This is a genomic window from Lacisediminihabitans sp. H27-G8, assembly GCF_046156175.1.
Lineage (GTDB): Bacteria > Actinomycetota > Actinomycetes > Actinomycetales > Microbacteriaceae > Lacisediminihabitans.
The window spans coordinates 644,088-668,893 of the sequence record NZ_JAYLVL010000001.1 but is presented as its reverse complement, the minus strand read 5'-3'; the positions used below and the strand labels follow the sequence as shown (position 1 = coordinate 668,893).

26 protein-coding genes are annotated in these 24,806 nt (G+C 67.4%); 14 read left to right on the top strand and 12 right to left on the bottom strand.

Going from position 1 to position 24,806, the window contains the following annotated elements:
* Positions 1-8: 8 nt before the first annotated feature.
* From VLI63_RS03155 to VLI63_RS03145, 3 genes are all read right to left on the bottom strand, one after another.
* Positions 9-1,667 (bottom strand): FAD-binding dehydrogenase, encoded by a 1,659-nt coding sequence (locus VLI63_RS03155; RefSeq protein ID WP_409155462.1) that lies wholly within the window; start codon positions 1,665-1,667, stop codon positions 9-11.
* Positions 1,668-1,737: 70 nt separating this feature from the next.
* Positions 1,738-2,232, bottom strand: a complete 495-nt coding sequence (locus tag VLI63_RS03150; protein WP_409155461.1) for a hypothetical protein — start codon at positions 2,230-2,232, stop codon at positions 1,738-1,740.
* A 147-nt stretch (positions 2,233-2,379) separates the two neighbouring features.
* Positions 2,380-2,967, bottom strand: coding sequence for a TetR/AcrR family transcriptional regulator (locus VLI63_RS03145; RefSeq protein WP_409155460.1), 588 nt, complete (start codon positions 2,965-2,967; stop codon positions 2,380-2,382).
* 121 nt (positions 2,968-3,088) lie between these two features.
* Here VLI63_RS03145 and VLI63_RS03140 point away from each other — a divergent pair, with 121 nt between their 5' ends.
* Genes VLI63_RS03140 through VLI63_RS03130 form a run of 3 tightly spaced genes read left to right on the top strand, consistent with a single transcriptional unit; the run spans position 3,089 to position 5,555 of the window.
* The gene (locus tag VLI63_RS03140) at positions 3,089-4,255 is read left to right on the top strand and encodes an acyl-CoA dehydrogenase family protein (RefSeq protein WP_409155459.1); all 1,167 of its coding nucleotides are present in this window, start codon (positions 3,089-3,091) and stop codon (positions 4,253-4,255) included.
* Positions 4,255-4,737, top strand: a complete 483-nt coding sequence (locus VLI63_RS03135; protein WP_409155458.1) for a MaoC family dehydratase — start codon at positions 4,255-4,257, stop codon at positions 4,735-4,737. Before VLI63_RS03140 ends, VLI63_RS03135 begins: the two co-directional genes overlap by 1 nt.
* Positions 4,734-5,555 (top strand): HpcH/HpaI aldolase/citrate lyase family protein, encoded by an 822-nt coding sequence (locus VLI63_RS03130; protein ID WP_409155457.1) that lies wholly within the window; start codon positions 4,734-4,736, stop codon positions 5,553-5,555. Before VLI63_RS03135 ends, VLI63_RS03130 begins: the two co-directional genes overlap by 4 nt.
* Here the strand turns inward: VLI63_RS03130 and VLI63_RS03125 are convergent.
* The 7 genes from VLI63_RS03125 to VLI63_RS03095 all read right to left on the bottom strand — a co-directional run bounded on the left by VLI63_RS03125 (position 5,552) and on the right by VLI63_RS03095 (position 13,573).
* Positions 5,552-6,652, bottom strand: coding sequence for a fatty acid desaturase family protein (locus VLI63_RS03125; protein ID WP_409155456.1), 1,101 nt, complete (start codon positions 6,650-6,652; stop codon positions 5,552-5,554). The genes VLI63_RS03130 and VLI63_RS03125 overlap by 4 nt on opposite strands.
* Positions 6,653-6,889: 237 nt before the next feature.
* Entirely contained in the window at positions 6,890-7,270 is a 381-nt protein-coding gene (locus tag VLI63_RS03120) for a globin (RefSeq protein WP_409155765.1), read from the bottom strand.
* 77 nt (positions 7,271-7,347) lie between these two features.
* The gene (locus VLI63_RS03115; RefSeq protein WP_409155455.1) at positions 7,348-8,361 is read right to left on the bottom strand and encodes a mechanosensitive ion channel family protein; all 1,014 of its coding nucleotides are present in this window, start codon (positions 8,359-8,361) and stop codon (positions 7,348-7,350) included.
* A 49-nt stretch (positions 8,362-8,410) separates the two neighbouring features.
* Entirely contained in the window at positions 8,411-9,250 is an 840-nt protein-coding gene (locus tag VLI63_RS03110; protein WP_409155454.1) for an ABC transporter permease, read from the bottom strand.
* Positions 9,247-10,161: an ABC transporter ATP-binding protein gene (locus tag VLI63_RS03105; RefSeq protein ID WP_409155453.1), complete on the bottom strand. Its 915-nt coding sequence runs from the start codon at positions 10,159-10,161 to the stop codon at positions 9,247-9,249. Before VLI63_RS03105 ends, VLI63_RS03110 begins: the two co-directional genes overlap by 4 nt.
* 168 nt (positions 10,162-10,329) lie before the next feature.
* Positions 10,330-12,867 (bottom strand): aminopeptidase N, encoded by a 2,538-nt coding sequence (pepN, locus tag VLI63_RS03100; RefSeq protein ID WP_409155452.1) that lies wholly within the window; start codon positions 12,865-12,867, stop codon positions 10,330-10,332.
* Positions 12,868-12,922: 55 nt separating this feature from the next.
* Positions 12,923-13,573 carry a hypothetical protein gene (locus VLI63_RS03095; protein WP_409155451.1) on the bottom strand — a complete coding sequence of 217 codons (651 nt, stop codon included), beginning with the start codon at positions 13,571-13,573 and terminating at the stop codon, positions 12,923-12,925.
* Between the two features lie 108 nt (positions 13,574-13,681).
* Here VLI63_RS03095 and VLI63_RS03090 point away from each other — a divergent pair, with 108 nt between their 5' ends.
* The 9 genes from VLI63_RS03090 to VLI63_RS03050 all read left to right on the top strand — a co-directional run bounded on the left by VLI63_RS03090 (position 13,682) and on the right by VLI63_RS03050 (position 21,064).
* On the top strand, positions 13,682-14,305 hold the full coding sequence (locus VLI63_RS03090; RefSeq protein WP_409155450.1) for a DsbA family protein: 624 nt from the start codon (positions 13,682-13,684) through the stop codon (positions 14,303-14,305).
* A 102-nt stretch (positions 14,306-14,407) separates the two neighbouring features.
* Entirely contained in the window at positions 14,408-15,019 is a 612-nt protein-coding gene (locus VLI63_RS03085; protein ID WP_409155449.1) for a GyrI-like domain-containing protein, read from the top strand.
* Between the two features lie 48 nt (positions 15,020-15,067).
* Positions 15,068-16,492: an NAD(P)/FAD-dependent oxidoreductase gene (locus VLI63_RS03080; protein ID WP_409155448.1), complete on the top strand. Its 1,425-nt coding sequence runs from the start codon at positions 15,068-15,070 to the stop codon at positions 16,490-16,492.
* 37 nt (positions 16,493-16,529) lie between these two features.
* Positions 16,530-17,111 (top strand): hypothetical protein, encoded by a 582-nt coding sequence (locus tag VLI63_RS03075; protein WP_409155447.1) that lies wholly within the window; start codon positions 16,530-16,532, stop codon positions 17,109-17,111.
* Positions 17,108-17,449, top strand: a complete 342-nt coding sequence (locus VLI63_RS03070; protein WP_409155446.1) for a cupin domain-containing protein — start codon at positions 17,108-17,110, stop codon at positions 17,447-17,449. The genes VLI63_RS03075 and VLI63_RS03070 overlap by 4 nt, the downstream gene beginning before the upstream one ends.
* 38 nt (positions 17,450-17,487) lie before the next feature.
* Positions 17,488-17,973, top strand: a complete 486-nt coding sequence (locus VLI63_RS03065) for a ribose-5-phosphate isomerase (RefSeq protein WP_409155445.1) — start codon at positions 17,488-17,490, stop codon at positions 17,971-17,973.
* A gap of 2 nt (positions 17,974-17,975) precedes the next feature.
* Positions 17,976-18,953, top strand: a complete 978-nt coding sequence (locus VLI63_RS03060; RefSeq protein ID WP_354574946.1) for a DNA-formamidopyrimidine glycosylase family protein — start codon at positions 17,976-17,978, stop codon at positions 18,951-18,953.
* A 24-nt stretch (positions 18,954-18,977) separates the two neighbouring features.
* Complete coding sequence (locus tag VLI63_RS03055) at positions 18,978-19,598, top strand: FMN-binding negative transcriptional regulator (protein WP_409155444.1); 621 nt, start codon at positions 18,978-18,980, stop codon at positions 19,596-19,598.
* A complete protein-coding gene (locus VLI63_RS03050) occupies positions 19,595-21,064 on the top strand; it encodes an amidohydrolase (RefSeq protein WP_409155443.1) in 1,470 nt (489 codons plus the stop codon). The genes VLI63_RS03055 and VLI63_RS03050 overlap by 4 nt, the downstream gene beginning before the upstream one ends.
* Before the next feature lie 18 nt (positions 21,065-21,082).
* Here VLI63_RS03050 and VLI63_RS03045 read toward each other — a convergent pair whose 3' ends face one another.
* Positions 21,083-21,481 (bottom strand): nuclear transport factor 2 family protein, encoded by a 399-nt coding sequence (locus VLI63_RS03045; protein WP_354574949.1) that lies wholly within the window; start codon positions 21,479-21,481, stop codon positions 21,083-21,085.
* Positions 21,478-23,052, bottom strand: coding sequence for a cytosine permease (locus VLI63_RS03040; RefSeq protein ID WP_354574950.1), 1,575 nt, complete (start codon positions 23,050-23,052; stop codon positions 21,478-21,480). Before VLI63_RS03040 ends, VLI63_RS03045 begins: the two co-directional genes overlap by 4 nt.
* Before the next feature lie 96 nt (positions 23,053-23,148).
* Between VLI63_RS03040 and VLI63_RS03035 the strand changes: the two genes are divergently transcribed.
* Both VLI63_RS03035 and speB read left to right on the top strand, forming a co-directional pair.
* Positions 23,149-23,817 carry a cyclase family protein gene (locus tag VLI63_RS03035; RefSeq protein WP_354574951.1) on the top strand — a complete coding sequence of 223 codons (669 nt, stop codon included), beginning with the start codon at positions 23,149-23,151 and terminating at the stop codon, positions 23,815-23,817.
* A 38-nt stretch (positions 23,818-23,855) separates the two neighbouring features.
* Positions 23,856-24,794 carry an agmatinase gene (speB, locus tag VLI63_RS03030; protein ID WP_354574952.1) on the top strand — a complete coding sequence of 313 codons (939 nt, stop codon included), beginning with the start codon at positions 23,856-23,858 and terminating at the stop codon, positions 24,792-24,794.
* Positions 24,795-24,806 lie beyond the last annotated feature (12 nt).

Sequence of the window (24,806 nt, the reverse complement as noted above, 5' to 3'; positions counted from 1 at the left end):
GTGCCCGCTCAGAGCGCGCGGGAGACGGCGCGGCCCGCCACCCGACCCGAGAACAGGCACCCACCGAGGAAGGTCCCTTCGAGGGAGCGGTAGCCGTGCATCCCTCCACCGCCGAATCCGCTCGCCTCGCCGGCCGCATACAGGCCCGGGATCGGCTCGCCGTTCGCGGTGAGCGCGCGGCCGTCGAGATCCGTCTCGATGCCCCCGAGGCTCTTGCGGGTGAGGATATGCAACTTCACCGCGATGAGCGGCCCGGCCTTCGGATCGAGAATGCGGTGCGGCGTAGCCACCCGGATGAGTTTGTCGCCCCGATACCGACGCGCCTGCCTGAGGGCGTTGACCTGCGCATCCTTTGAGAAGTCGTTGGCCAGCTCGCGGTCGCGGCCCTCGATCTCCTGCCGCACCCTTGCCGCGTCGATCGCCACCTCCGGGCTGAGCTTCTGCATGCCGGCCAGCAGCTCGTCGAGGGTGTCCGCCACGACGAAGTCGGGTCCCTTCCGCTTGAATGCCTCGACCGGCCCCGGTGCCCCCGGCTGCAGCCGCTTGGCGAGGAGGCGATAGTCCCGGTTCGTGAAGTCGGGGTTCTGTTCGCTGCCCGAGAGCGCGAACTCCTTTTCGATGATCTTCTGCGTCAGCACGAACCAACTGTGGTCATGGCCGGTCGCGACGATGTGCTCGAGGGTGCCGAGGGTGTCGAAGCCGGGGAACAGTGGCACCGGCAGGCGATGGCCGGTGGCATCCAGCCAGAGCGACGACGGCCCGGGGAGGATGCGGATGCCGTGGCGCTCCCACACCGGCGCGTAGTTCTCGACCCCCTCCACGTAGTGCCACATGCGGTCGCCGTTGATGAGGTGCGCGCCGGCTTTCTCGGTGATCCCGAGCATGCGGCCGTCCACGTGCGCGGGAACTCCCGAGAGCATCTTCTGTGGTGGCGTGCCCATTCGCGTCGGCCACTGCTGGCGCACGAGGTCGTGGTTGCCGCCGATGCCGCCGCTCGTCACGATGACCGCAGAGGCACGCAGTTCGAAGTCGGCGACCACCTCACGGTTCGAGGGGGCGCCGCGTTCCGCGGCATCCGCAGCGAGCACGGCGCCGCGCACCCCGACGACCGACCCCTCGTCGACGATGAGTTCGTCGACCCGGTGGCGGAATGCCAGGGTGACCAGTCCGCTGTCGACTCCCGCACGAACGCGGCGTACGAAGGGGGCGAGCACCCCGGGGCCGGTACCCCAGGTGATGTGGAATCTCGGCACCGAGTTGCCGTGTTCGAGGGCCGTGTAGCCACCACGTTCGGCCCAGCCCACCACCGGGAAAAACCGCACGCCTTGCTCACGCAGCCAGGCCCGTTTCTCTCCGGAGGCGAAGTCGAGATACGCCTCGGCCCACTTCCGGGGCCAGGCGTCTTCGTCGCGGTCGAATCCGGCAGTCGCCATCCAGTCCTGCCGCGCGAGTTCGAGTGAGTCACGCACACCGAGGCGGCGTTGTTCGGGGGAGTCGATGAGGAAGATTCCGCCGAATGACCACCAGGCCTGCCCGCCGAAGCTCGCCTCGGGCTCTTGCTCGAGAATCGTGACCCGTTTGCCGGCGTCGACGAGTTCGGCCGCGGCGACGAGGCCGGCCAGGCCGGCGCCGACGATCAGAACATCAGTGGTGGATGGGTCGGGCATCCGGTGGCTCCTTCGTCACGGTGTTCTCGCGGTGCGCGTGGTGCAACGCTATCGGTACCCGAGATCAGTTCTACTCCTTCGTGATCGTTGTCACGGCGTCGAACCAGAAGTGGGGAACGGGGCCGCCCCGCCACTGGGTCACCGCACCGGAGTAGAAGGCCGGAAAGCTCGCGAGGGTGGCCACGATGCCGATGGCGACGATCGACAGCGTGGCGATCACCACGATGCGGCGCGCACGCTCGACCCTCGTTGCGCGGGCAGTCAGGACGGCGGCGACGATGACGATGGCGGCGAGCAGGAGCAGCACCCATCGCTGCGGGTGGAAGTTCACCAGGAGACAGACCGGCCGTGCGGTGGTGGGCAGGCCGTCGGCGTCGATGAAACCACCACTGCTGTCGACGCCTCCCGGGCAGATGCCGGCACTCGCCGTGCTCAGCGCGGCGTAGAGCAGGCTTGTGAAGAGCGCCGCGACCACGAGGCGTCCCAGCCCGACCGTTGGCGCTTCGGGTGCGGGGGCCAATACGGGAGGGGTGCCGTTCGCAGGAAAGGTCTTCGCCGATCTCATGGTCACTCCTTCGTGAGCCCCAGCATCGCAGAATCCAGACGCGAGGAACAGTCGCACAATCGCATTCGGGCCGTCGGGTGTGCACCGAGCACACTCCGGCTCGACAAGACGAGGTGCCGAAGGGCCGCTGGGCCGGATCCGCCGCCGTCAGGCCCGCAGGCCCGCCCGGGCCATCGCCTCGAGAATCTGACCGGTGCCGGCCGAATGACCGCTGTGGGGGGTCGAGTTGATGAGTCCGAAGGTGGCGTGCGCCTTCACGCGCAGGGCGGCGGCGGGAGTCTCGGGGTCGAGCCGCGCAAGCACCCCGACCCAGAGCTCGACATAGTTGCGCTGAAGAGCACGAACCTGGTGCTGGTCGGCGGGGGCGAGGCTCTCCAGGTCGCGATCCTGCACGCGGATGACATCGGCGTTCGCCAGCGCGAACGCGACGTGGAACGCGATGAGCTCGTGAAGGGTGAGGGTGGCATCCGAGCCGCGTTCGATCACGGTCGTGCCGCCGTCGAAAAGCCCCTGGCTCACGTCGATGAGCAGTGCGGCCAGCACGGACTGCTTGCCCGGGAAGTGCCGGTAGACGGCCGGCCCGCTGACTCCGGCAGCGGAACCCAGATCCTCCATCGAGACTCGATCGAAGCCGCGCTCGGCGAACAGTCGGGCGGCGGAGTCGAGCAGAGCCGTGCGGCGGTCGGCCTTGGCGCGAGCCCGGGGGGTCTCGCGAGAGTCGGTTTCGACAGTCATCCGAGCCCTCCGATCGTGTGGATTCACACTCTAGTGTGGACAATCCAGTTAGTCATCACTAACCTGATTGAGTTAGTCAGGACTTACTGAAGCGCGCGCCCGAACTGTCGACGGAGACACCATGCACTTTGACCTCACCGATGACCAGCAGCGAGTGAGTGACCTCGTGCGAGACTTCGCCGACCGGGTGGTTGCACCGGTGGCGGCGAAGCACGACGCCGAGCACAGCTTTCCCTACGAGGTCGTCTCCCAGATGGCCGACCTCGGACTCTTCGGTCTGCCCTTCCCCACCGAACTCGGCGGCCAGGGTAAGGACTACTTCACCCTGTGCCTTGCTGTCGAACAGCTGGGCAGGGTCGACCAGAGTGTCGGGGTCACCCTCGAGGCCGGCGTGGGGCTCGGGGCGATGCCGGTGTTCCGCCGTGGCACCGACGCGCAGCGCGAGGAGTGGATGCCCCAACTCGCGAGCGGCCGAGCGCTCGCCGGATTCGGACTCACTGAAGCCGACGCCGGATCGGATGCCGCGGGTACCAAGACCACCGCTGAACTCGTCGACGGGGAATGGGTGATCAACGGCACCAAGCAATTCATCACCAACTCCGGCACCGACATCACGCGGCTGGTGACGATCACCGCGGTGACGGGTGAATCCACGCGGGAAGACGGATCGATCAAGAAGGAACTCTCTGCGATCCTCGTGCCGACACCGATCGCCGGATTCACCGTAGAGCCGGGCTACGACAAGGTGGGATGGCACGCGAGCGACACGCATCCGCTCACCCTCCGCAACGTGCGCGTGCCGGAAGCGAATCTGCTCGGCGAGCGGGGTCGCGGTTTCGCCAACTTCGTGCAGACCCTCGATGAGGGCCGCATCGCTGTGGCCGCTCTCGCGACCGGCGCCGCGCAGGGCTGTCTCGATGAATCGTTGCGTTACGCCAAGTCGCGCAATGTCTTCGGGCGCAGCATCGGGTCCAACCAGTCCATCTCGTTCAAGATCGCGCGAATGCAGGCGCGTGCCCACACGGCCCGCCTCGCGTACTACGACGCCGCGCGCCGTATGCTCGCCGGGAGGCCGTTCAAAGCGCAGGCCTCGATCGCGAAGATGGTGGCGGGGGAGGCGGCGATGGACAACGCGCGCGACGCCACCCAGATCTTCGGCGGATACGGGTTCCTCAACGAGAATCCGGTCGCGAGGCAGTACCGTGACTCCAAGATCCTCGAAATCGGCGAAGGGACCACCGAAGTGCAGCTCATGGTGATCGCGCGAGACCTCGGGTTCTCCGACTGATGGATGTTGCTCACCGGGACATCCTGCAGCGCGGGCTCTGGTTCGAGGAATTCGAGCTCGGCGCCCGCTACCTTCACCGCCCGGGACGCACCGTCAGCGAAGCCGATAATGTGCTTTTCACGACGCTCACCATGAACACGCAAGCGCTGCACCTCGATGCGGCGTTCGCCGCGACTCAGCCCTTCGGGCAACGATTGGTCAACTCGATGTTCACGCTCTCGACGATGGTGGGGAGCTCGGTGGCGCAACTCACCCAGGGCACACTGGTCGCGAACCTCGGGTTCGGCGACGTCACCTTTCCGGCGCCACTCTTTCTCGGGGACACCCTGTACAGCTCCACGGTCGTGGAGGAGAAGAGGCTGTCGAAGTCGCGCCCGGGTCAGGGCATCGTGGTGTTTCGTCACAGCGGCCAGAACCAGGATGATGTGGTCGTGGCGACGGCGGTACGCTCCACGCTGGTCTGGTGCGAGGGAGCGTCGTGACCTTCGACCTCGGCCCCGCACTGCTGTTCTGCCCGGCCGACCGTCCGGATCGCTTTGACAAGGCGGCGGAGCGGGCGGATGCCGTGATCCTCGACCTCGAGGATGCCGTGGCCCCCGGCGACAAGGCGGCCGCCCGCGAGGCGCTCGTGGCCCACCCGCTCGATGCGGCAACCACGATCGTTCGCGTGAACGCGGTGGACTCCGGATACTTCGATGACGACCTCGCCGCGCTCGCCCGCACCGGCTATCGCCGGGTGATGCTCGCGAAGACCGAGACGGTAGTCCAGGTGGATCGGCTCGACGGGTTCGAGGTCATCGCCCTGTGCGAGACGGCGGCCGGCATCGTGAATGTCGCATCGATTGCGGCCGCGCCTTCGGTGGTCGCGCTGATGTGGGGCGCAGAGGACCTCCTGGCCTCCCTGGGGGGCACCTCGAGTCGCGATGACGACGGACGCTATCGCGCCGTCGCCGTGCATGCCCGTTCGAGCGTGCTTCTCGCAGCGGGTGCCGCGGGCAAAGCCGCGATCGACTCGGTATACGTCGATATCCCCGACCTTCCCGGTCTGGAACGGGAGGCGCAGGATGCCCGGGCGAGCGGATTCTCGGCCACCGCGTGCATCCATCCGAGCCAGGTGTCGGCGATCCGGACCGCCTATCTCCCGTCACCGGAGGAAGTCGCCTCCGCTACCGCGATGCTCTTGGCGGCCGAGGGGGAGCGTGGCGTCTTCCGCTTCGACGGACGGATGGTCGACGAGCCTGTCCTGCGACACGCGCGAGCGGTCCTGGCGCGCGGGACTGGACAGCCTCAGCAGCCTTAGCGGCCGAAGGCGGTCGCGGCCGGGCAGTCGAAGGGGTCGCCGCCGGCCGCAAGTCCGACGCGGTTGAGGTAACGCACCACGATGGCGTAGGACGCGCGGAGCGACGTCTCCGTGTAGGGGATGGCGTGAGCCTCGCAGTACTCGCGGGCGATCTCGCGTGCCTTCTTCAGGTGCGGGCGCGGCATGTTGGGGAACAGGTGGTGCTCGACCTGGTGGTTGAGCCCGCCCATGAAGGTATCCATCGCCCAGTTGCCGCGGATGTTGCGCGAGGTGAGCACCTGGCGCCGGAGGAAGTCGACGGTCGAGTCGTGGGGGAGCACGGGCATCCCCTTGTGGTTGGGCGCGAAGGATGCGCCCATGTACACGCCGAAGACGGCCAGCTGCACGCCGATGAAGGCGAAGGCCATGCCGGGCGAAAGCAGCAGGAAGATGGCCACGACGTAGAGGGCGATACGGGGAACGAGCATGGAGATCTCGAGCGCCCGACGATCGACCTTCGCGCGACCGAACACCGTGCGGAAGCCGGCGATGTGCAGGTTAACACCCTCGAAGATCAGAATCGGAAAGAACAGGTAGCCCTGGCGGCGGGTGAACCAGCCATAGAGTCCGCCGGCCTTCGCCGCATCCTCGGGCACGAACGAGACGAAGTCCCGCTCGATGTCGGGATCCTTGCCGATGATGTTGGGGTTCGCGTGGTGGCGGCTGTGCTTGGTCATCCACCACGAGTAGCTGATGCCGACGAAGAGGTTGGCGATCAGTCGTCCGGCGAGGTCGTTGGCTTTGCCCGACTCGAAGACCTGGCGGTGGGATGCCTCGTGCGCGAGAAAGGCGAACTGGGTGAGGATCAGCCCGAGCGCCGCGGCGAGCAGCAGTTGGAACCAGGATTCGCCGAGCAAGACCATGCCGGTGACGGTGGCAGCGAGTGCCCCGAGAAGAGCGGCGAACATTCCGTAGTAGAAGCCCCGGCTGCGCTGAAGGAGGCCGGCGTCCCGGACGGTTCGAAGAAGCGCCGAGTACTCGGTCGTCGGATTCGACCGGTCGCCGCGCGGCTTCGTCTTGGTGAAGGTGACGACGGGAGTGCTGGTGGTCGTGCTCATGCTGAGCCTCGCTCTGGTGGGTGGTCGGTGGGGCGACCGGAATCCAGGGCAACCTGCATCCACGGTAACGGGTAGTTCGGAACTGACCGCTATGCAGGTGGGATGATCGGAGCGGACTCCCAGTCGTCGGTCAGGCTTCGCCGCTGGTCGAGTGCCTGCAAGGAGCGGGCGCGGACCGAGGCCGTGCCCCGGTGATCTCGATACGTTGGCCGGGGCTCGCTACTCGATCGGCGGACGTCACTCCTCGAAGGTGTTGACCATCGCGTGCGCCGCCCGGTCGAGGTACCCCCAGAGCATGGCGTCATCGAGCGGGGAGAGGTGGAGCCCGTCGACGGCGGCGCGCATGTGGTGCAGCCAGCGGTCGCGGGCATCCGGGTTCACCTTGAACGGCAGATGCCGCGCGCGAAGCCGCGGGTGCCCGCGCTGCTCGGAATACGTGCCCGGTCCGCCCCAGTACTGCTCGAGGAAGCCGGTGAGGCGCTGGATCGCGCCCTCGAGCGCTGGCTGCTCCGGATACATCGGCATCAGCACCTCGTCGGTGCGGATGCCATCGTAAAACGCGCGCACGAGCTGCTCGAATGCGGCCCGCCCACCGATCTTCTCGTAGAAGCTGCCCATCGCGGCCTCGCCGTGTTCGCTCACGCGAAGCGTCACCGGGTTGATCTGCCCGCCGGGGATGCCGGGAATCTCGGTGCTCATGAGCGCGGCTTCCTCAGTGATTTCGGATCCGCTGTCGTTGCAATCGGATTCGGGGCCGTGCGTGGCGGGCGTGCCCCCTTGACGCTCTCCGCGCCCTCGAACCCGCTCAGCACGATGCTGTTGAGGGCCGGCAGCCTGATGCCCATGGCGTCAAGTCCGGACTTGAGCCGTGCGCGCAGGTCGCGAGCGACGTCGTCCTTGGTTCCTGGTCGCGTCTTCACGACCAGCCTGATCACGATCGCCTCGGCCGAGATCGACTCGATGCCCCAGATCTCGGGCTTCTCGAGGATGCGGCTGCGCCACTTGAGGTCGGCGGCCATCTGTGTCGCGATCCCGAGCATGCGATCCTGCACGGCCGCGACATCCGCGTCGTAGGGCACCGCGAGGTCGATGATGACCCGGGACCAACCCTGCGACATGTTTCCCACCCGGATGATCTCACCGTTGCGCACGAACCACACGGTGCCGTTGACGTCGCGGATCTGCGTGATGCGGATGCCGACGGTCTCGACGACCCCGGTCGCGGGACCGAGGTCCACCACATCCCCGACGCCCAATTGGTCTTCGGCCACCATGAACAGGCCGTTGAGCACGTCCTTGACGATGTTCTGCGCGCCGAAGCCGAGGCCGGCGCCGAGGGCCGCGGTGATGAGAGCGAACGACCCGAGGATGTTGGGGTTGATGGCGGTGATCACCGAGAGCCCGGCCACGATGACGAGCACGACGGCCACGATGTTGTTGAGCACACTGCCGAGGGTGCGCGTGCGCTGGACCACTCTCACCGCGCTGAGCGGGGAGGTGCTGAGTGCCTGGGTGTCTTCCACGTTCTGGCGCTTTTTCACGCCGGTGACGATGCGCTTGACCACGCGGTCGATCACGAACCGGAGCACAACGCGCAACACGACAGCCACGACGATGATCACGATCACCTGCACGAGTGTCATCTCGTAGATGGACTTGACGGTCGCCCAGAAGGCGGTCCATCCGTCGATCGCTACCGCAGTCACCATGGTCACCGAGTTTACCGGCGACCGGTTGTGCGCTCCCTCCGCGGGCGGGTCAGGCGTCCCGTCGCTTCAGCAGAACGCCGGCGAGGATGCCGAACAGCACGACCCAGGCCACAAGGACGAGGAGCCCCTGAGTGGGATCCAGCACGATCACATCGGGCACTTTCGGCGCCGGCGTTGCGGTGTAGCTGTACATCCGCGCCCCGGCGCTGCTGGGCAGGAATTCGAAGAGGTTCTGCACCCAGGCCGCCCGGGTCACCGCGGCGAAGATCTGCAACACGATCGGAGCCACGAAGATCAGGCCGAGTGCGGCCGAGATCCCCGCCGCACTGTTGCGCACGGCCGCACCGAGGAACAGGGCGACGAGACCGATGAGGGCCAGGAATGCCGCCCCTCCGACGATCGCACCCCAGGCCCTGCCGTCGGACAGGTCGAGGGTCAGCCCTTTTCCGGTGAGCATCCCCTGCGCGAGCAGCGCCGCGACCACGATGCTCACGAGGGAGATCACGAAGCTCACAACCGAGAACACGACGGCCTTGGAGATGAGCGCGGGAATCCGCTTCGGAACCGCGGCGAGGGTGGAGCGGATCATCCCGGTGCCGTACTCGCCCGTGATGACGAGCGCTCCGAGAACGGAGACGACGAGCTGGCTGAAAGCGATGCCGATGGTGGAGAACTGCACCCAGTAGCCCTGGTCGATCGCGGCCGTCGATGCTCCCTGTGGCTGGAACGAGACGGCCAGGAGCACTCCGAGGCCGATATTGATGAGGATGATGATGCCGTAGCACCACATCGTGGAGCGGAGGGAGGAGAGTTTGATCCACTCCGAGAGCAGCAGTCCTCGAAAGCTGAGTCCCGATCCGTGAGCGACGTAGGCCTGGGTGGTGGTCATCGTGGGGTTCCTCCGGCGTGGTATTCGACCTCGTCCTTGGTGAGGGCGAGGTAGGCGTCTTCGAGCGAGCCGGCCTGCGGCGAGAGTTCGTGGAGCACGACGCCGTTCTTGGCAGCGAGCTCTCCGATCTGCGCGGAGGAAAGCCCCGTGACCTGCATGAGCTGTGGTTCGCGGTGGGTGATCGAGATGTCGGGCGCGGAGAGAAGTGCACCGAAGCGCTCCGCGTCCGGTGTGCGCACCAGCACGGCGGTTCCCGTGGCGAGCGCGAGGATCTCTCCCACCGGCGCATCCGCGATGATCCGTCCGCGCCCCAGAACGATGATGTGGTCGGCGGTCTGCGCCATCTCGCTCATCAGGTGCGAGGAGAGGAAGATGGTGCGGCCCTCCGAGGCCAGGAACCGGGCGAGGTTGCGCACCCAGATCACTCCCTCTGGGTCGAGACCGTTGACCGGCTCGTCGAGGATGAGCGTCGCCGGGTCGCCGAGAAGGGCGGCGGCGATGCCGAGCCGCTGCCCCATGCCGAGCGAGAAGCCGCCGACGCGTTTGCGGGCGACGGGATCGAGACCGGTGAGGCCGATCACCTCATCCACGCGCGCGCGTCCGATGCTGTGCGTGGCGGCGAGGGCGCGGAGATGGTTGATCGCCGACCGGCCGGTGTGCACGGCCTTGGCGTCGAGCAACACGCCGACCTCGCGGAGCGGCGCCTTCAGGTCGCTGTAGCTCTTCCCGTTGACCGTGACGGATCCGCTGGACGGACGGTCGAGACCGACTACGAGCCGCATGGTCGTCGACTTTCCCGCGCCATTCGGCCCGAGGAACCCCGTCACCAGCCCGGGTTTCACCGAGAACGTCACATCGTCCACGGCGGTCTTCGTGCCGTATCGCTTGGTCAGGCCGGTCGCTTCGATCACGAATTCATCCTCATGATTCAAGCCTAGCGAGGCCGTTTCCCGGGCGAATCATCCCTCCGGGGGATATTCGCCGCCCAGCACGACACGGGCCTGTGCGGTCATTCCGGGCCGACTTGCCAGCCCGGGATGACCGCACACGCCCGCAACGGCGGCCAATGCGGAAGCGGGCTACGCGTCTTTCGCCTGCACGGCCAACGCGCGCTCGACCCCGGCGAGGTTCTCCGTGACGAGTCGACGCAGCGCCGGGATGTCCGGGTTGGCGGCAAGCCACGCCGTCGTCGCATCGACGAGGGCGACGGATGCCAGCGGCGAGGGATACAGCCCGAAGACGATGTATTCCGCGATCTTGTAGGAGCGCGTGGCCCAGATGTCGGCGATCGCGGCGAAGTACGGCTCGATGAGCGACTCGAGTACCGAGGGATCGTTCACGTGCAGGTAGCCCATGGTCACGTTGCGCACTATCGAGTTGGGCAGGGCATCGCTGTCGACGAGGGAGTCGAAGGCGGCCCGCTTGGCCTCGGCTGTCGGGATCGTGGCGGATGCCCGTGCGGCCGCCTGCTGCCCGTTGGAGGTGTTGTCGGCGGCGAGGGCCGCGTCGATCTCCGACTGTCCGGCGGCACCGAGCAGCACGAGTCCCTCGAGGATCTCCCAACCGAGGTCGGTGTCGATCTCCAGGCCCTCGAGCGGCGCGGAGCCGTCCCGCAGCCCGGCGAGGGCCGCGGCATGCTCCGGCGTCGAGGCGTAGGCGGCGAAGAACTTGACGAACTGGAACTGCGCGTCGGAGCCGGGGGTCGCGTCCGTCGCGAGAGTCCACAGGGTGTCGCCGACCCGCGTCAGCGTCTCCGTGCGCCGCTCGGGAGCCACGTACTGCTTGGCGACGAGGCCGAGCTGGCTGAGCGTCGTGCGGATGGTCGTCGACTCGGTCTCGCTCGCGATGTTGCCGAGGGCCAGGCGCACGTAGTCGCTGGCGGCGCTCTCGCCGTCGCGGGTCGCATCCCAGGCTGCTCCCCAGACGATGGCCCGGGCGAGCGGGTTCTCGATGTGGGCGAGGTGGTCGATCGCCACGGCGAGCGAGTCGGCGTCGAGACGGATCTTCGCGTAGGCGAGGTCGTCGTCGTTGAGGAGCACGAGCGCCGGCTTGGTGGTGCCGACGAGCTCCGGCACCTCGGTGCGCGCGCCGTCGACGTCGAGTTCCACCCGGTGGGTGCGCACGAGCGATCCATCGAAGAGGTCGTAGTAGCCGACGGCCAGGCGGTGTGGACGGATGGTCGGGTAGTCGGCCGCGGCCGTCTGCACGATCGCGAACGAGGTGATGACCCCCGTGGCATCCGTCTCGATCTCCGGTGTCAGTGTGTTGACACCCGCGGTCTCGAGCCAGAGCGCGGACCAACCGCTGAGGTCACGGCCGCTGGTGATCTCGAGCTCCGCGAGCAGGTCGCCGAGCTCGGTGTTGCCGAACTCGTGCTTGGCGAAATAGGCGGCGACTCCGGCGAAGAAAGCGTCGATCCCGACCCACGCCACGAGCTGCTTGAGCACAGAGCCGCCCTTGGCGTAGGTGATGCCGTCGAAGTTCACCTGCACGGCCTCGAGGTCCTCGATGGTCGCGACGACGGGATGCGTCGACGGCAGCTGATCCTGGCGGTAGGCCCAGCTCTTCTCCATGGCCTGGAAGGTGGTCCACGCCTCGGTCCACTCGGTGGCCTCGGCTGTCGCGATGGTGGAGGCCCACTCCGCGAAGGACTCGTTGAGCCAGAGGTCGTTCCACCACTTCATGGTGACGAGGTCGCCGAACCACATGTGGGCGAGCTCGTGCAGGATCGTGACGACACGACGCTCCTTGATGGCGTCGGTCACCTTCGAGCGGAACACATAGGTCTCGGTGAAGGTGACCGCACCCGCGTTCTCCATCGCGCCGGCGTTGAACTCCGGCACGAAGAGCTGGTCGTACTTGGCGAAGGGGTAGGGGTACTGGAACTTCTCTTCGTAGTACGCGAAGCCCTGGCGGGTCTTCTCGAAGATGTAGTCGGCGTCGAGGTACTGGCTGAGCGACTTGCGCGAGAACAGGCCGAGCGGGATGACGCGTCCGCTGCTGCTCGTCAGTTCGGAGCGCACGACCTCGTAGGGGCCGGCGACGAGCGCGGTCACGTAGGAGGAGAGGATCGGGGTCGGCTCGAAGGTCCAGGTCGCGGAATCGCCGTCGACGACGGGTTCGGGGGTGGGCGAATTGCTGACGAGCTGCCAGGCGGCGGGCGCGGTCACGGTGAATCCGAACGTCGCCTTGAGGTCGGGCTGCTCGAAGACGGCGAAGACGCGCCGGGAGTCCGGAACCTCGAACTGCGTATACAGGTAGACCTCGTTGTCGACCGGGTCGACGAAGCGATGCAGTCCCTCGCCGGTGTTCGTGTACTCCGCGTCGGCGACGACGGTGAGGGTGTTCTCTGCCTCGAGACCGTCCAGCTGAATCCGGATGCCATCGCTTACCACAGCGGCGTCGAGCTCGGTGCCGTTGAGAGTGACGGAGTGCACCGTGCGCGTGATCGCGTCGATGAAGGTCGATGATCCCGCGGTGGCGTCGAAGGTGACGGTCGTGGTGCTGCGGAAGGTCTCCGGCCCCGTGGTGAGGTCGAGCGTCACGTCATAGTGATCGACGGAGACGAGCGACTTGCGCTCCTGGGCTTCGACGCGGGTGAGGTTCTCTCCAGGCAATTGCGGCTCCTTCGCTCAATGGATCGTGTCCAACGAAAGAGTCTAGTTGCGCCTATCAGGTGGTCGGCTGAAGCTCCCGGGCCGGCGCTTCGGCCGCGACGGCGCAGTCCGCGATGGCCTCGCCGAGAAGCTGCCGGAGACGGTCGTCCGGATCCTGCACGCACGCGTCCGCGATTCCCACGACGGCGGTGCGGATGATCGCGTCGCTCATCAGGGGGATCGACCGAGGGTTGACGGCTCCCGCTGCCGCCAGGAACTCTGCGGCCCAGGAGGAGGCTCCGGGGGTGAATTCCAGGGCACGACGGATGAGGGTGCGGCTCACACTCGCCGCGCTCTCGCCGAAGCCGGCCAGGAGTTCATCGCACCGCAGGAGTCCCGCTGCCAGGGCACGCTGGCGTCCCTCGCTCGCGATCGGCAGTGCGGCGCTCGCCGCGCGCGCAGCGAGACGGATGCCCGTGATCGTGCCAGCGCCGGTGAGGCCGATGACCGCTGGAATGAGGGTGACGAGGCGACCGCGCGCCGCGTCCGAGGTGCAGTCGTTCACCATGCGGGCGAGGGAGGCGAGCGCCGGATCGGTGCACGCGGGGTGGTCGCTCCAGGGCTCACCGGCCAGGTAGGAGGCGTACTCCATGAAGCAGGCACCGCGCCGCGGCGTGCGATGTTTGCCTCGGGACAGCACCGGAAGCAGGTCTGGAGTTGTGCGCATGAGGGCCTCCCACGACTGACGATTTCTGTCAGTCCAGTGTGCGCCTTCGGGCCCCGCTAATCCATACCCCGACCGTATTTTCAGGCGACTGAGGGTACGTTTCGGTTCATGACTGTTTCTCCACCCGCCCCGACCGCTGTCGACTTCTGGTTCGACCCCTCCTGCCCCTGGGCCTGGATGACGAGCCGGTGGCTCGACGAGGTGGCGGTGCTTCGCGACCTCGAGGTGACCTGGCACGTCATGAGCCTCGCCGTGCTCAACGAGGACGCCACCGATCTGTCCGAGCAGTATCGCGAATTCCTGCCGCGTGCACTGCGGTACACGCGCCTGGTCGCGGCGGTCACCGAATTGCACGGCCAATCCGCGGTAAAGCCCCTGTACGACGCGCTCGGGACGCGCATCCATCCCGGTGCCCGCACCGATGCCGACGCGATCATCGCCGAGGCTCTCGCGGAGGCAGGACTCCCCGCTTCGCTCGCGGCCCTCGCCGACACCGACGAATACGACCCGCAGATGCGGGCCTCCCATTTCGACGGGATCGAGAGGGTGGGCCAGGATGTCGGTACCCCGGTGATCGCGGTCGGTGGCTACGCCTTCTTCGGTCCGGTGCTCTCTCCCGCGCCGAAAGGCGAGCAGGCCGCGACACTGTGGGATGGCGTCGTCGCGCTGGCGAGCTACGACGGCTTCTTCGAGATCAAGCGCTCCCGCACGCGGGGGCCGGTCTTCGACTGAGCGCTCGATCAACGGTCCGATCGGACCGCCCCGGGGGAAGGTCTCGCGCCGGCCATGACAAAGGTCCCTAGCCCGGCCGGGAGGGAGGAGTTGACTCCAGCAATGGAGAAACTCGACTTCCGCAACGACCGCAAGGACCTGTACGCGCCCGGCGCGAAGGACTTCGGGGTCGTCGATGTCCCGTCATTCGAATTCCTGATGATCGAGGGTCACGGTGACCCGAACACGAGCCCCGACTACGTCGCAGCTGTCGAAGCGCTCTACAGCCTCTCCTACGCGGCCAAGTTCGCGTGCAAGCTAGAGCTCGGTCGCGACTACGGGGTGCTTCCCCTCGAGGGACTGTGGTGGGCCGATGACTTCGAGGCGTTCGTCACCCAAACCAAGGAGGCCTGGTCGTGGACCATGATGATCCGCCAGCCGGTTCCCCTGCCCGCCGCGACCTGGGACGGGGTGCGCGCCACGGCCGCACGGAAGCCGCTGTCGGCATTGCCCGCCGTTCGGCTCGAGACCTTCAATGAGGGCCAGTGCGTGCAGATCATGTACGTCGGTCGGTACAGCGCGGAGGGACCGACGATCCTCCGCCTTCACGAGTGGATCTCGGCCAACGGCTATAGCGAGGACGGCCACCACCACGAGATCTATCTCGGCGACCCCCGCCGGGCGAAACCGGAGAATCTCAGGACCGTGATCCGGCAGCCGATCCGTTCGGTGTGAACCGTGGTGCGCTGCCGGGCGCGGTGGCTCGACACTAGTGTTGCGAGCATGGCAAGCACCGTTTTCGAACGATCCGCACCCGACGCCCGCATCATCACAGACTCACTGGCGGATGCCCGGCTCGCGCCGTTCTGGCTCGACGACCTCGGCCGGCGAGAGTCTTACCCGCGCCACTCCGGCACTGTGCACTACGACCTCGCCGTGGTCGGTGGCGGCTACACCGGGCTGTGGACCGCGCTGCAGGCCGTCGAGCGGGATCCGGGCACGCGCGTCATCGTGCTCGAGGCGAAGACCATCGGCTGGGCGGCATCCGGGCGCAACGGGGGTTTCTGCGAGGCATCCCTCACCCATGGCGAGTCCAACGGACTCGCCCGCTTTCCCCGGGAGCTGCCGCAGTTGGACAGGCTCGGCGAGGAAAACCTCGATGAGATCCAGGCGACCGTCGAGCGGCTCGGGCTCGATTGCGACTTCGAGCGCACCGGCTCGCTCGCCGTGGCCACCGAGCGCTACCAGCTTCCCGAACTCGGGGCCGCCCACGACGGCGATGGCGAGCTGTACTACGACGCCGCGGGAATCCGCTCCCTCGTCAATTCACCCACCTACGAGGGCGGACTGTGGAGCCGGCACGCGACGGCGCTCGTGCACCCGGCGAAACTCGCCGCGGAGCTCGCCCGGGCCTGTGTGGAGGCGGGAGTCGACATCCGCGAGAACTCGCCGGTGCGAGGCATCGACAGCGAGCTGCCCACCGGCGCTGTGACCCTCACCACCGATGGCGGCTTCGTCAGCGCCGAGCGGGTCGCCCTCGCAACGAACGCCTTCCCGTCTCTGCTCAAGCGTTACCGGCTGCACACCGTGCCGGTGTACGACTACGTGCTCATGACCGAGCCGTTGACGGATGCCCAGCTCGCCTCCATCGGTTGGGAGGGCCGGCAGGGCATCGCCGATCTGGCCAACCAGTTCCACTACTACCGACTGAGCGCCGACAACCGCATCCTCTGGGGCGGCTACGACGCGATCTACCACTACGGCGGACGCATCCGCGCACGCTACGACGACCGGCCGCAGTCGTTCCAGAGACTCGCCAGCCACTTCTTCACGACCTTCCCGCAGCTCCAAGGGGTGAAGTTCAGTCATCGCTGGGCAGGGGTGATCGACACCAGCACGAGATTCTGCGCCTTCTTCGGCCTCGCCCGTCGAGGGCGGGTGGCCTACGCCGCCGGCTTCACCGGTCTCGGTGTGGGAGCGAGCCGTTTCGCCGCCAACGTCATGCTCGATCACCTGTCGGGGGAGCCGACCGAGCGCACGGAGCTCGAGATGGTGCGCTCGACACCCCTGCCATTCCCGCCGGAGCCGGCGACCTACGCCGGCGTGCAGGCCACCAAATGGGCACTCGACCGGGCGGACCACGACGGTGGTCGCCGCAACCTGCTTCTGAAGGCCCTGGATGCGGCCGGGCTCGGTTTCGATTCCTGATCTTTCGGGCGTCGGCGGCCGGCAGTAGCGTGTGGGCATGAACCAACAGGATCTCTTCCTCATGTCCGACGCCGCCCTGCGGGAGGTCATCGATATGGTCGATGCCGACCAGCTCACCCTCGCCGCCCCGGCCGACTGGTCCCGAAAGCCGAACCCGAGCCTGCGCGACATCCTCGCCTACCACGCCTTCGATGAGGCCTGGGTTCCGGACGTACTGGCGGGGCGCACCACGGAAGAAGTGGGCACGCGTCACGACGGCGACCTGCTCGGTGACGACCCGATCGGCAACTACGGCGAGATCAACGACGCGGCGACCGAGGCCGTCACCGGCGATCTCGACCTCGCGCGCACGGTTCACCTGAGTTACGGCGATTTCCCCCTCGGGGACTACCTCGTGCACACGAGCACGTATCGGGCATTCCAGGCGTGGTCGATCGCGAAGTTCATCGGCCTCGATTACTCGCTGCCCGATGCGCTCGTCGACGGACTGTGGGAGATCGTGGGGCCGCAGATCGACGGCTTCCGCGCGATGGGGGTCTTCCCGCCCGAGATCACGGTGCCGGAAGACGCGGATGCCGAGACCCGGCTCCTCGCTCGCGTCGGATACTGGGTTCCGTGACGATCCCGGGAGACGTCGCGGTCGCCGCCGGTGCGGTGGAGATCATCCTGGAGCCGGTCGCGCTCGAGCAGGTCCTGGGCGGTGCGCCGAGCACCGGCTTCACGACCATCACCACTCTCGGTGACCTCGAAGTCGGGGTGTGGGAGATGACGGTGGGATCGATGCGGGATGTCGAGACCGACGAGGTGTTCGTCGTGATCGCCGGTCGCGCCACGGTCACCTTCGACGCCGACGACCGGGTGATGGACCTCTCCGCGGGATCGGTCGCCCGACTCTCGGACGGCGAACGCACGGTGTGGACGGTGACCGAGACGATTCGCAAGGTCTACCTCGCCTAGGCACGTATCCCCAGAGTGCATCGCCTAAATTGGGAAGCATGCGCATCCATATCGCCACCGACCACGCCGGGCTCGAATTCAGCGAGGATCTGCAGCAGCACCTCCGTGCCGCCGGCCACGAGGTCGTCGACCACGGCCCGAAGGTCTATGACGCGGTGGATGACTACCCGAGCTTCTGTATCAATGCGGCGCGCGGCACCGTCGCGGACCAGAAGGCCGGTGTCGAGGCCCTCGGGATCGTGTTCGGCGGGTCAGGAAACGGCGAGCAGATGGCGGCCAATAAGGTGCTCGGCGCCCGTGCCGCCCTGGTCTGGAACGTGTCGACCGCGCTGCTGGCCCGCCAGCACAACGATGCGAATCTCATCGCTATCGGCGCGCGGCAGCACAGCGTCGACGAGGCGAAGCTCTTCATCGACACCTTCATCGGCGAACCATTCTCGGGTGAGGAGCGGCATGCTCGCCGCATCGCCCAGCTTTCCGAGTACGAGGCGACGGGCCTGATCGCCGGCCACGAGATCGACTGACAGTGCCAGAAGGTCATTCCGTCCACCGCATCGCCCGCCAGTTCGCCCGACACTTCGTGGGCAAGCAGACCGCCGTGTCCTCGCCGCAGGGCCGCTTCGCCGAGGGAGCGGCACTGCTCGACGGGCACAGCATGATCGACGCACGCGCCGTCGGCAAACAGATGTTCCTCGAGTTCGACAACCACCTGTGGCTTCGGGTGCACCTCGGGCTCTACGGAGCCTGGGATTTCGCCGGCGACTTCACCGCGGATGCCACGGTCGCATCCGCCAATGGACGCATGGGCCAGACCAACCAGCGCGGCACGATCGTGGACCGGGACGCTGCCGAAGACTCGCTCTCGAGCATCGGCGCCCCGCGGCGCACCCGGCTGCGGATGTCGGAGCAGGAGGTGCTGCGCGACGCGGACACGCCCTTCCCTCCCGATCCGATCGGCGCCGTTCGCGTCCGCCTGCTCACCCACGACACCGTCGCCGATCTGCGCGGACCCACAGCCTGCGAGGTTCAGACACCGGAGCAGGTGGAAGCCTCCATCGCGAAACTCGGCCCGGATCCGCTGGTCGACAACCAGAAGGCAGGGGAGGAGCGGTTCGTCGGCGTCATCCACAAGAAGCCGACCCCGATCGCGCTGCTGCTCATGGACCAGTCGGTCGTCAGCGGCATCGGCAATGTCTATCGCGCCGAGCTGCTGTTCCGCGCCAGACTCAACCCGCACACCCCCGGGAAACTCGTGCCGGAGGAGACCCTGCGTGCCCTGTGGCGGGACTGGTGTCGGCTGCTCGCCATCGGCGTGAAGACCGGCCAGATGCTCACGATGGACGGACTCACCCCGGCGGCCCGACGCAAGGCTCTCGCGCACCGGGATGATCGGCACTGGGTCTATCACCGCGCCGGCCTGCCCTGCCGGGTCTGCGGCACGAACATCGCGTTGGAGGAGCTCGGCGGGCGCAAGCTCTACTGGTGCCCCACCGACCAGGCCTGAGTTTCTCTGCGCCAGAATGGAACCATGCGCTTCACGCCCGACTACCTGCTCACGGACCCGGATGAGGTGAAGCGGCTCATCCGCGAGAACCCCTGGGCGACGATCGTCTCCAGCCCCGCGACCGGCATGGTGGCCTCGCACTATCCGGTATTGCTCGAGGAAGACGCCGAGGGCATCAGCATCGTCAGCCATGTCGGGCGTCCGGACGAGAGGCTGCATGAACTGGGCCAGCACGAGGTGCTGGTGATCATCCAGGGCGCGCACGGGTACATCTCACCCGGATGGTACGAGTCCGAGGACTTCGTGCCCACCTGGAATCACGTCACCGCCCACCTCTACGGCACCCCGGAACTCCTGTCCGACGACGAGAATTTCGCGGTGCTCGGCCGGCTCGTCGATCATTTCGAACAGCGGATGCCCCAGCCGATGTCGCTGCAGATCGATGAGTCCGCGGCCCGCCACATTGCCAGCGGTACCGTCGGGCTGCGGTTGCGGGTCACGCGATTCGACGCCCGGCTCAAGCTGAGCCAGAACAAGGAGCCCGCCGTGATCGAGCGAATCGTGAAACACCTCGAGGGTGACGGGGCCTACTCCAGCCCCTCGCTCGCTGCCGAGATGCGACGCGCGAACCCGGTCACCCCGTGACCGGGCTGGTGCTGCGCAACGGCCGAATCGAGGGGGCAGAACCTGTCGATCTCCTGCTCGAGAACGGAGCTGTCGCCCAGATCGGCACCGGTCTCACCGCGAGCCGGTCCATCGACCTCGAGGGGCGTCATGTCGTGCCCGGACTCTGGGACGACCACGTGCACCTCAGCCAGCATGCCCTCGCCCAGCGCCGGGTGGATGTGTCGGCGGCCGGTTCCGCCGCGGAGGCCGCGGCGATCATGCGCGGCGCCGCCATCGTGCGACCACCGGAGCCGGGGGTGCCCCTTGTCGGATTCGGTTTCCGCGATGGACTCTGGCCGGACCTCCCGACGGCTGCGGTGCTCGACGAGGCAACCGGCGCGCTGCCGACCGTTCTCGTCAGCGGGGACCTGCACTGCTGCTGGCTGAACAGCGCGGCGCTCGACCGGTTCGGCTTCGGCGGTCACGCGACCGGCATCCTGCGGGAAGACGACGCCTTCCGGGTGACGGATTCGCTGCAGGATGTTCCAGACAGCGTGCTCGACGGCTGGGTGGCCGAAGCAGCCGCGACCGCGGCCTCCCGGGGTGTCGTCGGGGTCGTGGACTTCGAGATGGCCGACAACCTCGCGGTCTGGGCCCGCCGGATGGCCGGAGGTTCGCGCGCCCTGCGGATCTCCGCCGGGATCTACACCGAGCACCTCGATGCGGCGATCACCGCCGGCCATCGCACCGGCCAGGTCATGCCCGGCACCGGTGAGCTGCTCGCGGTCGGGCCCTTCAAGATTCTCATCGACGGGTCCCTCAACACCCGAACGGCCTTCTGCGTCGACGAATACCCGGGACTCGAGGGGCATCAGCACTCCCACGGCATGCTCACCGTGGCTCCCGAAGACCTGCTGCCGCTGTTGCGGCGGGTCTCGGCCGCGGGGCTCCTGCCCGCCGTGCATGCGATCGGCGATGACGCCAATCGCATCGCTCTCGACGCCTTCGAGGCGGCGGGATACCACGGGCGCATCGAGCACGCCCAGCTGCTGCGCGACGCTGACCTTCCGAGGTTCGCCGCGCTCGGGGTCACCGCCAGCGCGCAGCCCGAACAGGCCATGGACGACCGCGATGTCGCCGACCGCTACTGGTCGGGCCGCACCTCCCGTGCCTTCCCGCTGCGGAGCCTCTTCGACGCGGGGGCGACAGTGGTGCTGGGGTCGGATGCGCCGGTCGCCCCGCTCGATCCGTGGATCACGATCGCCGCGGCGGTCGCACGGGCGCGCGACGGGCGCGCCGCGTGGCATCCGGAGCAGTCGATCACCGCGGCAGAGGCTGTCGCGGCATCGGCACACGGGCGTCGTCGTGTCAGCGCCGGGGATGTCGCCGACCTCTGTGTTGTCGACACAAACCCTCTCACGGCCAGTGGCGACGCGCTCCGGACGATGCCGGTGTCGGCGACCCTGATCGCCGGCCGGTTCACCCACGACACGCTCGGCGCCTAGCGGCACGTCTGGCGGGAGCTACTCCCGCTTCGAGAGGTGCTCGTGCACCCCGAGCCAGGCCCCGTCATCGAAGGCCAGCACAATCGTCTCGCGTTCGTGCGAGGTCTCCGCGACCCCCGCGACCTCGGCGTCGGTGTCGACATCGTGGCTGAACACCGCTACCGTCCCGAGCAGTTGGATGCGACGATTCGACGACCTGCACCCCCGCACGTGGAATCCCTCGGCCTCCCACTCCGCCCACAGCTCCTCGTAGGCTTTGCGGGCTTCGAGGCGGTGGTCAACGTTGTGGAACAGGAATGTGGCCTCCGGGGAGAATCCTGCGAAGTAGGCATCCCGACGGTGGTGGGCGAAGTCGTCGATGATGCGGTCCGCTGCGGCCAGGGCGTCCGCCTCGGTCGGCACGGTGGCGTCCATCATGAGGCCGCTTCCGTCCGGCGGGCGGCGATCCGGGCTGCGGTGGAGGTGTGATCGGTCTCGATCGGGCGGGGTTCGCCCGGCAGGCTCCGCACTCCCCGCGGGCCCTCGTCCCCGAAGACGTAGCGCGGTTCGGGGAACAGCCAGAGAGCACCGAGGTACAGCACCGCGCCGGATACCACCGCAACAGCGAGGCTGAGGTCGATGCCGCCGCCGACGTTGATGAACGGTCCGATGATGATCGGCGGGTAGTTCGCGAAGAGCAGGCCGAGGGCCGCCGCGCCGAGCCACGCCACCATGCCGCGCCAGTTCACCCCGTTGCGGAACCAGTAGCTGCCGCCGATCTCGCCGCGGTTGAACACCTGGAGGTCACGGGGACGGAAGCTTCCGCGTCGCACGATGTATCCGATCGCCATGATCACCATCCACGGAGTCGTGGTCACGATGATCGCGCCCACGAAGGCGTTGACTGCGCCGAGCAGGTCGAAGAAGATCCGGCCGGTGAGGATGAACAGGAAAGCCACGACTCCGATGCCGATGGTGGCCTGCACCCGGCTGAACTTCGGGAACACCGAGGAGAAGTCGAGCCCGGTGCCGTAGAGCGAGGTGGTGCCGGTGGAGAGGCCGCCGATGAAGGCGACGACCATGAGCAGCACGGCGTACCAGATGGGTGAGGCCTGGATCAGTGCGACGACGTAGTCGCTCTTGCCGGCGACGATCGTGGCGGTCGCCACCCCGAACAGGAAGGGGATGAGGGTGAGCAGCTGCCCGAACAGCGTCGCGGCAAGGAGCTTGCGCGGGGGCGTGTTGCGCGGGATGTAGCGGGCCCAGTCGCCGAGGAAGGCGCCGAACGAGATGGGGTTCGATGCCACTATGAGGGCCGCGGCGACGAAGGTCGCCCAGAACCCGCCGAGGGCGAAGCCTTTCGGCCCGGGGTCGTAGGAGCTGTCGAAGGTGCCGCTGAAGGCGACGATCGCGAGCAGGATCAGGATGGTGTTGGCGATCACCGCTGTCTTGTTCACCAGCAACATGAACTGGAATCCGAAGACCACCACGACGATCACGATCACGCCGATGACACCGTAGACGAGGGTGCGAAGGCCGAGCGAGTCGGGGATGCCGCCGAGCCGGGTCAGCGCGCCAACGAGCGCGTCACCGCTCACCCAGACCGAGATCGAGTAGAACGCCACCGCCGTGAGGAGTGAGAGGAATGAGCCGACGATCCGACCGCGCACACCGAAGAAGGCGGCCGACGAGACGGCGTTGTTGGTTCCCGTCTTCGGGCCGAACAGTCCCATCGGCATGAGGAAGATGGTGCCGAGCAGCACACCGGAGACGGTGGCGAGCACCGCCTGCCAGAACGAGAGTCCGAGCACGATGGGGAAGGTGCCGAGCAGAACGGTGGCGAAGGTGTTGGCGCCGCCGAACTGGATTCGCAGCAGGTCGAGCCAGGTGGAGGTGCGGTCGGCGTCGGGAATCGTGTCGACCCCATGAACCTCCACCTCGGTGATCTTGGGGCGCGCGTTCAACACCTCGGTGGGGGAGTCGGGGCGGATATCGGGGCGTGTGCTCATGTGAAGTGCTTTCGACGAAGCGAACGGGCCCGGCGAGGGCTCGAGGGTTGGCCCGACACTAGCGGGGTGTTGTTCCATGTGCAATAGTTTTTGACTATGAAGCTAAAAGCGGTCGTCGATCTCTCGCTGGTGGTCAATGCCACGACGCAGGTCTACCCCGGCGATCCCGTGCCGCGATTCCGCCCCCACTCCACGATCGAGCACGACGGATTCAACCTGCTCAGCGTCTCGATGGGGTCGCAGACCGGCACCCACGTCGACGCGCCGTTCCACTTCGATGCCGACGCGCCCAAACTCGATGAATTGCCCCTCGACCGGTTCATCGGTCCGGGCGTGGTCGTCGACGCCCGGAGAGCCGGGGCACGCGGGCGCATCACGTGGGACTACTTCGCCGGGCTCGAACATGCTCTGGTGGCCGGGAGCATCGTCCTGCTCCACACCGGGTGGAGTGCCCACTACGGCACCGACGAATATTTCGAGAATCCCTTCCTCGATGCGGACGCGTGTGCACGCCTCATCGCCCTCGGGGTGCGCACCTTCGGGATCGACGCGATCAATATCGACGAGACTCCCGATGACGACCATCCCGGCGAGGGCTTCCCGGTGCATCACCTCATCGCCGATGTCGCCGGTGTGATCAGCGAGAATCTCACTAACCTTCAGTCGATCGACTTCGAGGACCCGCTCATCTCCCTGCTGCCCATCGCCTTCGAAGCCGCCGATGGCGCTCCCGTGCGCGCCGTCGCATTGCGGGTTGCCGACTGATCTTTCCGCCGCACGAACCCTCCAACAGGAAGAACCCCATGACAACACCCCTCGGACCATCGGATGCGAGCGTCTCGCCCCGATACGCCGGCATCGCCACCTTCGCCCGTCTCCCGCGGATCGAAGACGTGCCCCGCGCCGACATCGCGGTCGTCGGCGTGCCATTCGACAGCGGAGTGAGCTACCGTCCGGGCGCCCGGTTCGGGCCGGCGCACGTTCGCGAGGCATCCCGCCTGCTGCGCCCCTACAACCCGGTGCAGGATGTAGAGCCGTTCTCGACCCAGCAGATCGTGGACGCGGGGGACATCGCTGCCAACCCGTTCAACATCGAGGAGGCAGTCGCCCAGATCGAGGAGGCGGCAACGCGGCTCGGCGCCGACGGCACCCGCCTTCTCACCATCGGCGGGGACCACACCATCGCCCTGCCACTGCTCCGGGCCGTCACCAAGCGCACCGGCCCGGTAGCCGTGCTCCACTTCGACGCTCACCTCGACACCTGGGACACCTACTTCGGCGCCCCGGTGACCCACGGAACACCCTTTCGTCGGGCCTCAGAGGAAGGGCTCATCGACCTCGAGGCGAGCCTGCACATCGGCATCCGCGGTCCCCTCTACAGCCGGCAGGACCTCACGGATGATGCCCGCCTCGGTTTCGCCGTCATTGCCGCCCACGAGTTCGAGACCGACGGCCTGGCGCGGGTCATCGAACGGATGCTCGCCCGGCTCGGCGACCGGCCGGTGTACATCTCGGTCGACATCGATGTGCTCGACCCGTCCCACGCCCCGGGAACGGGCACCCCAGAGGCCGGTGGATTGACGAGTCGCGAGCTGCTCGCGATCATCCGTGCCCTCAGCCCGCTGACGATCGTCGGAGCCGACGTCGTGGAGGTCGCCCCGGCCTACGATCACGCTCAGGTGACGGCTGTCGCCGCCTCACACGTCGCGTATGAGATCCTTTCAGCGATGACACCCCGCTGATCCGACCGGAGA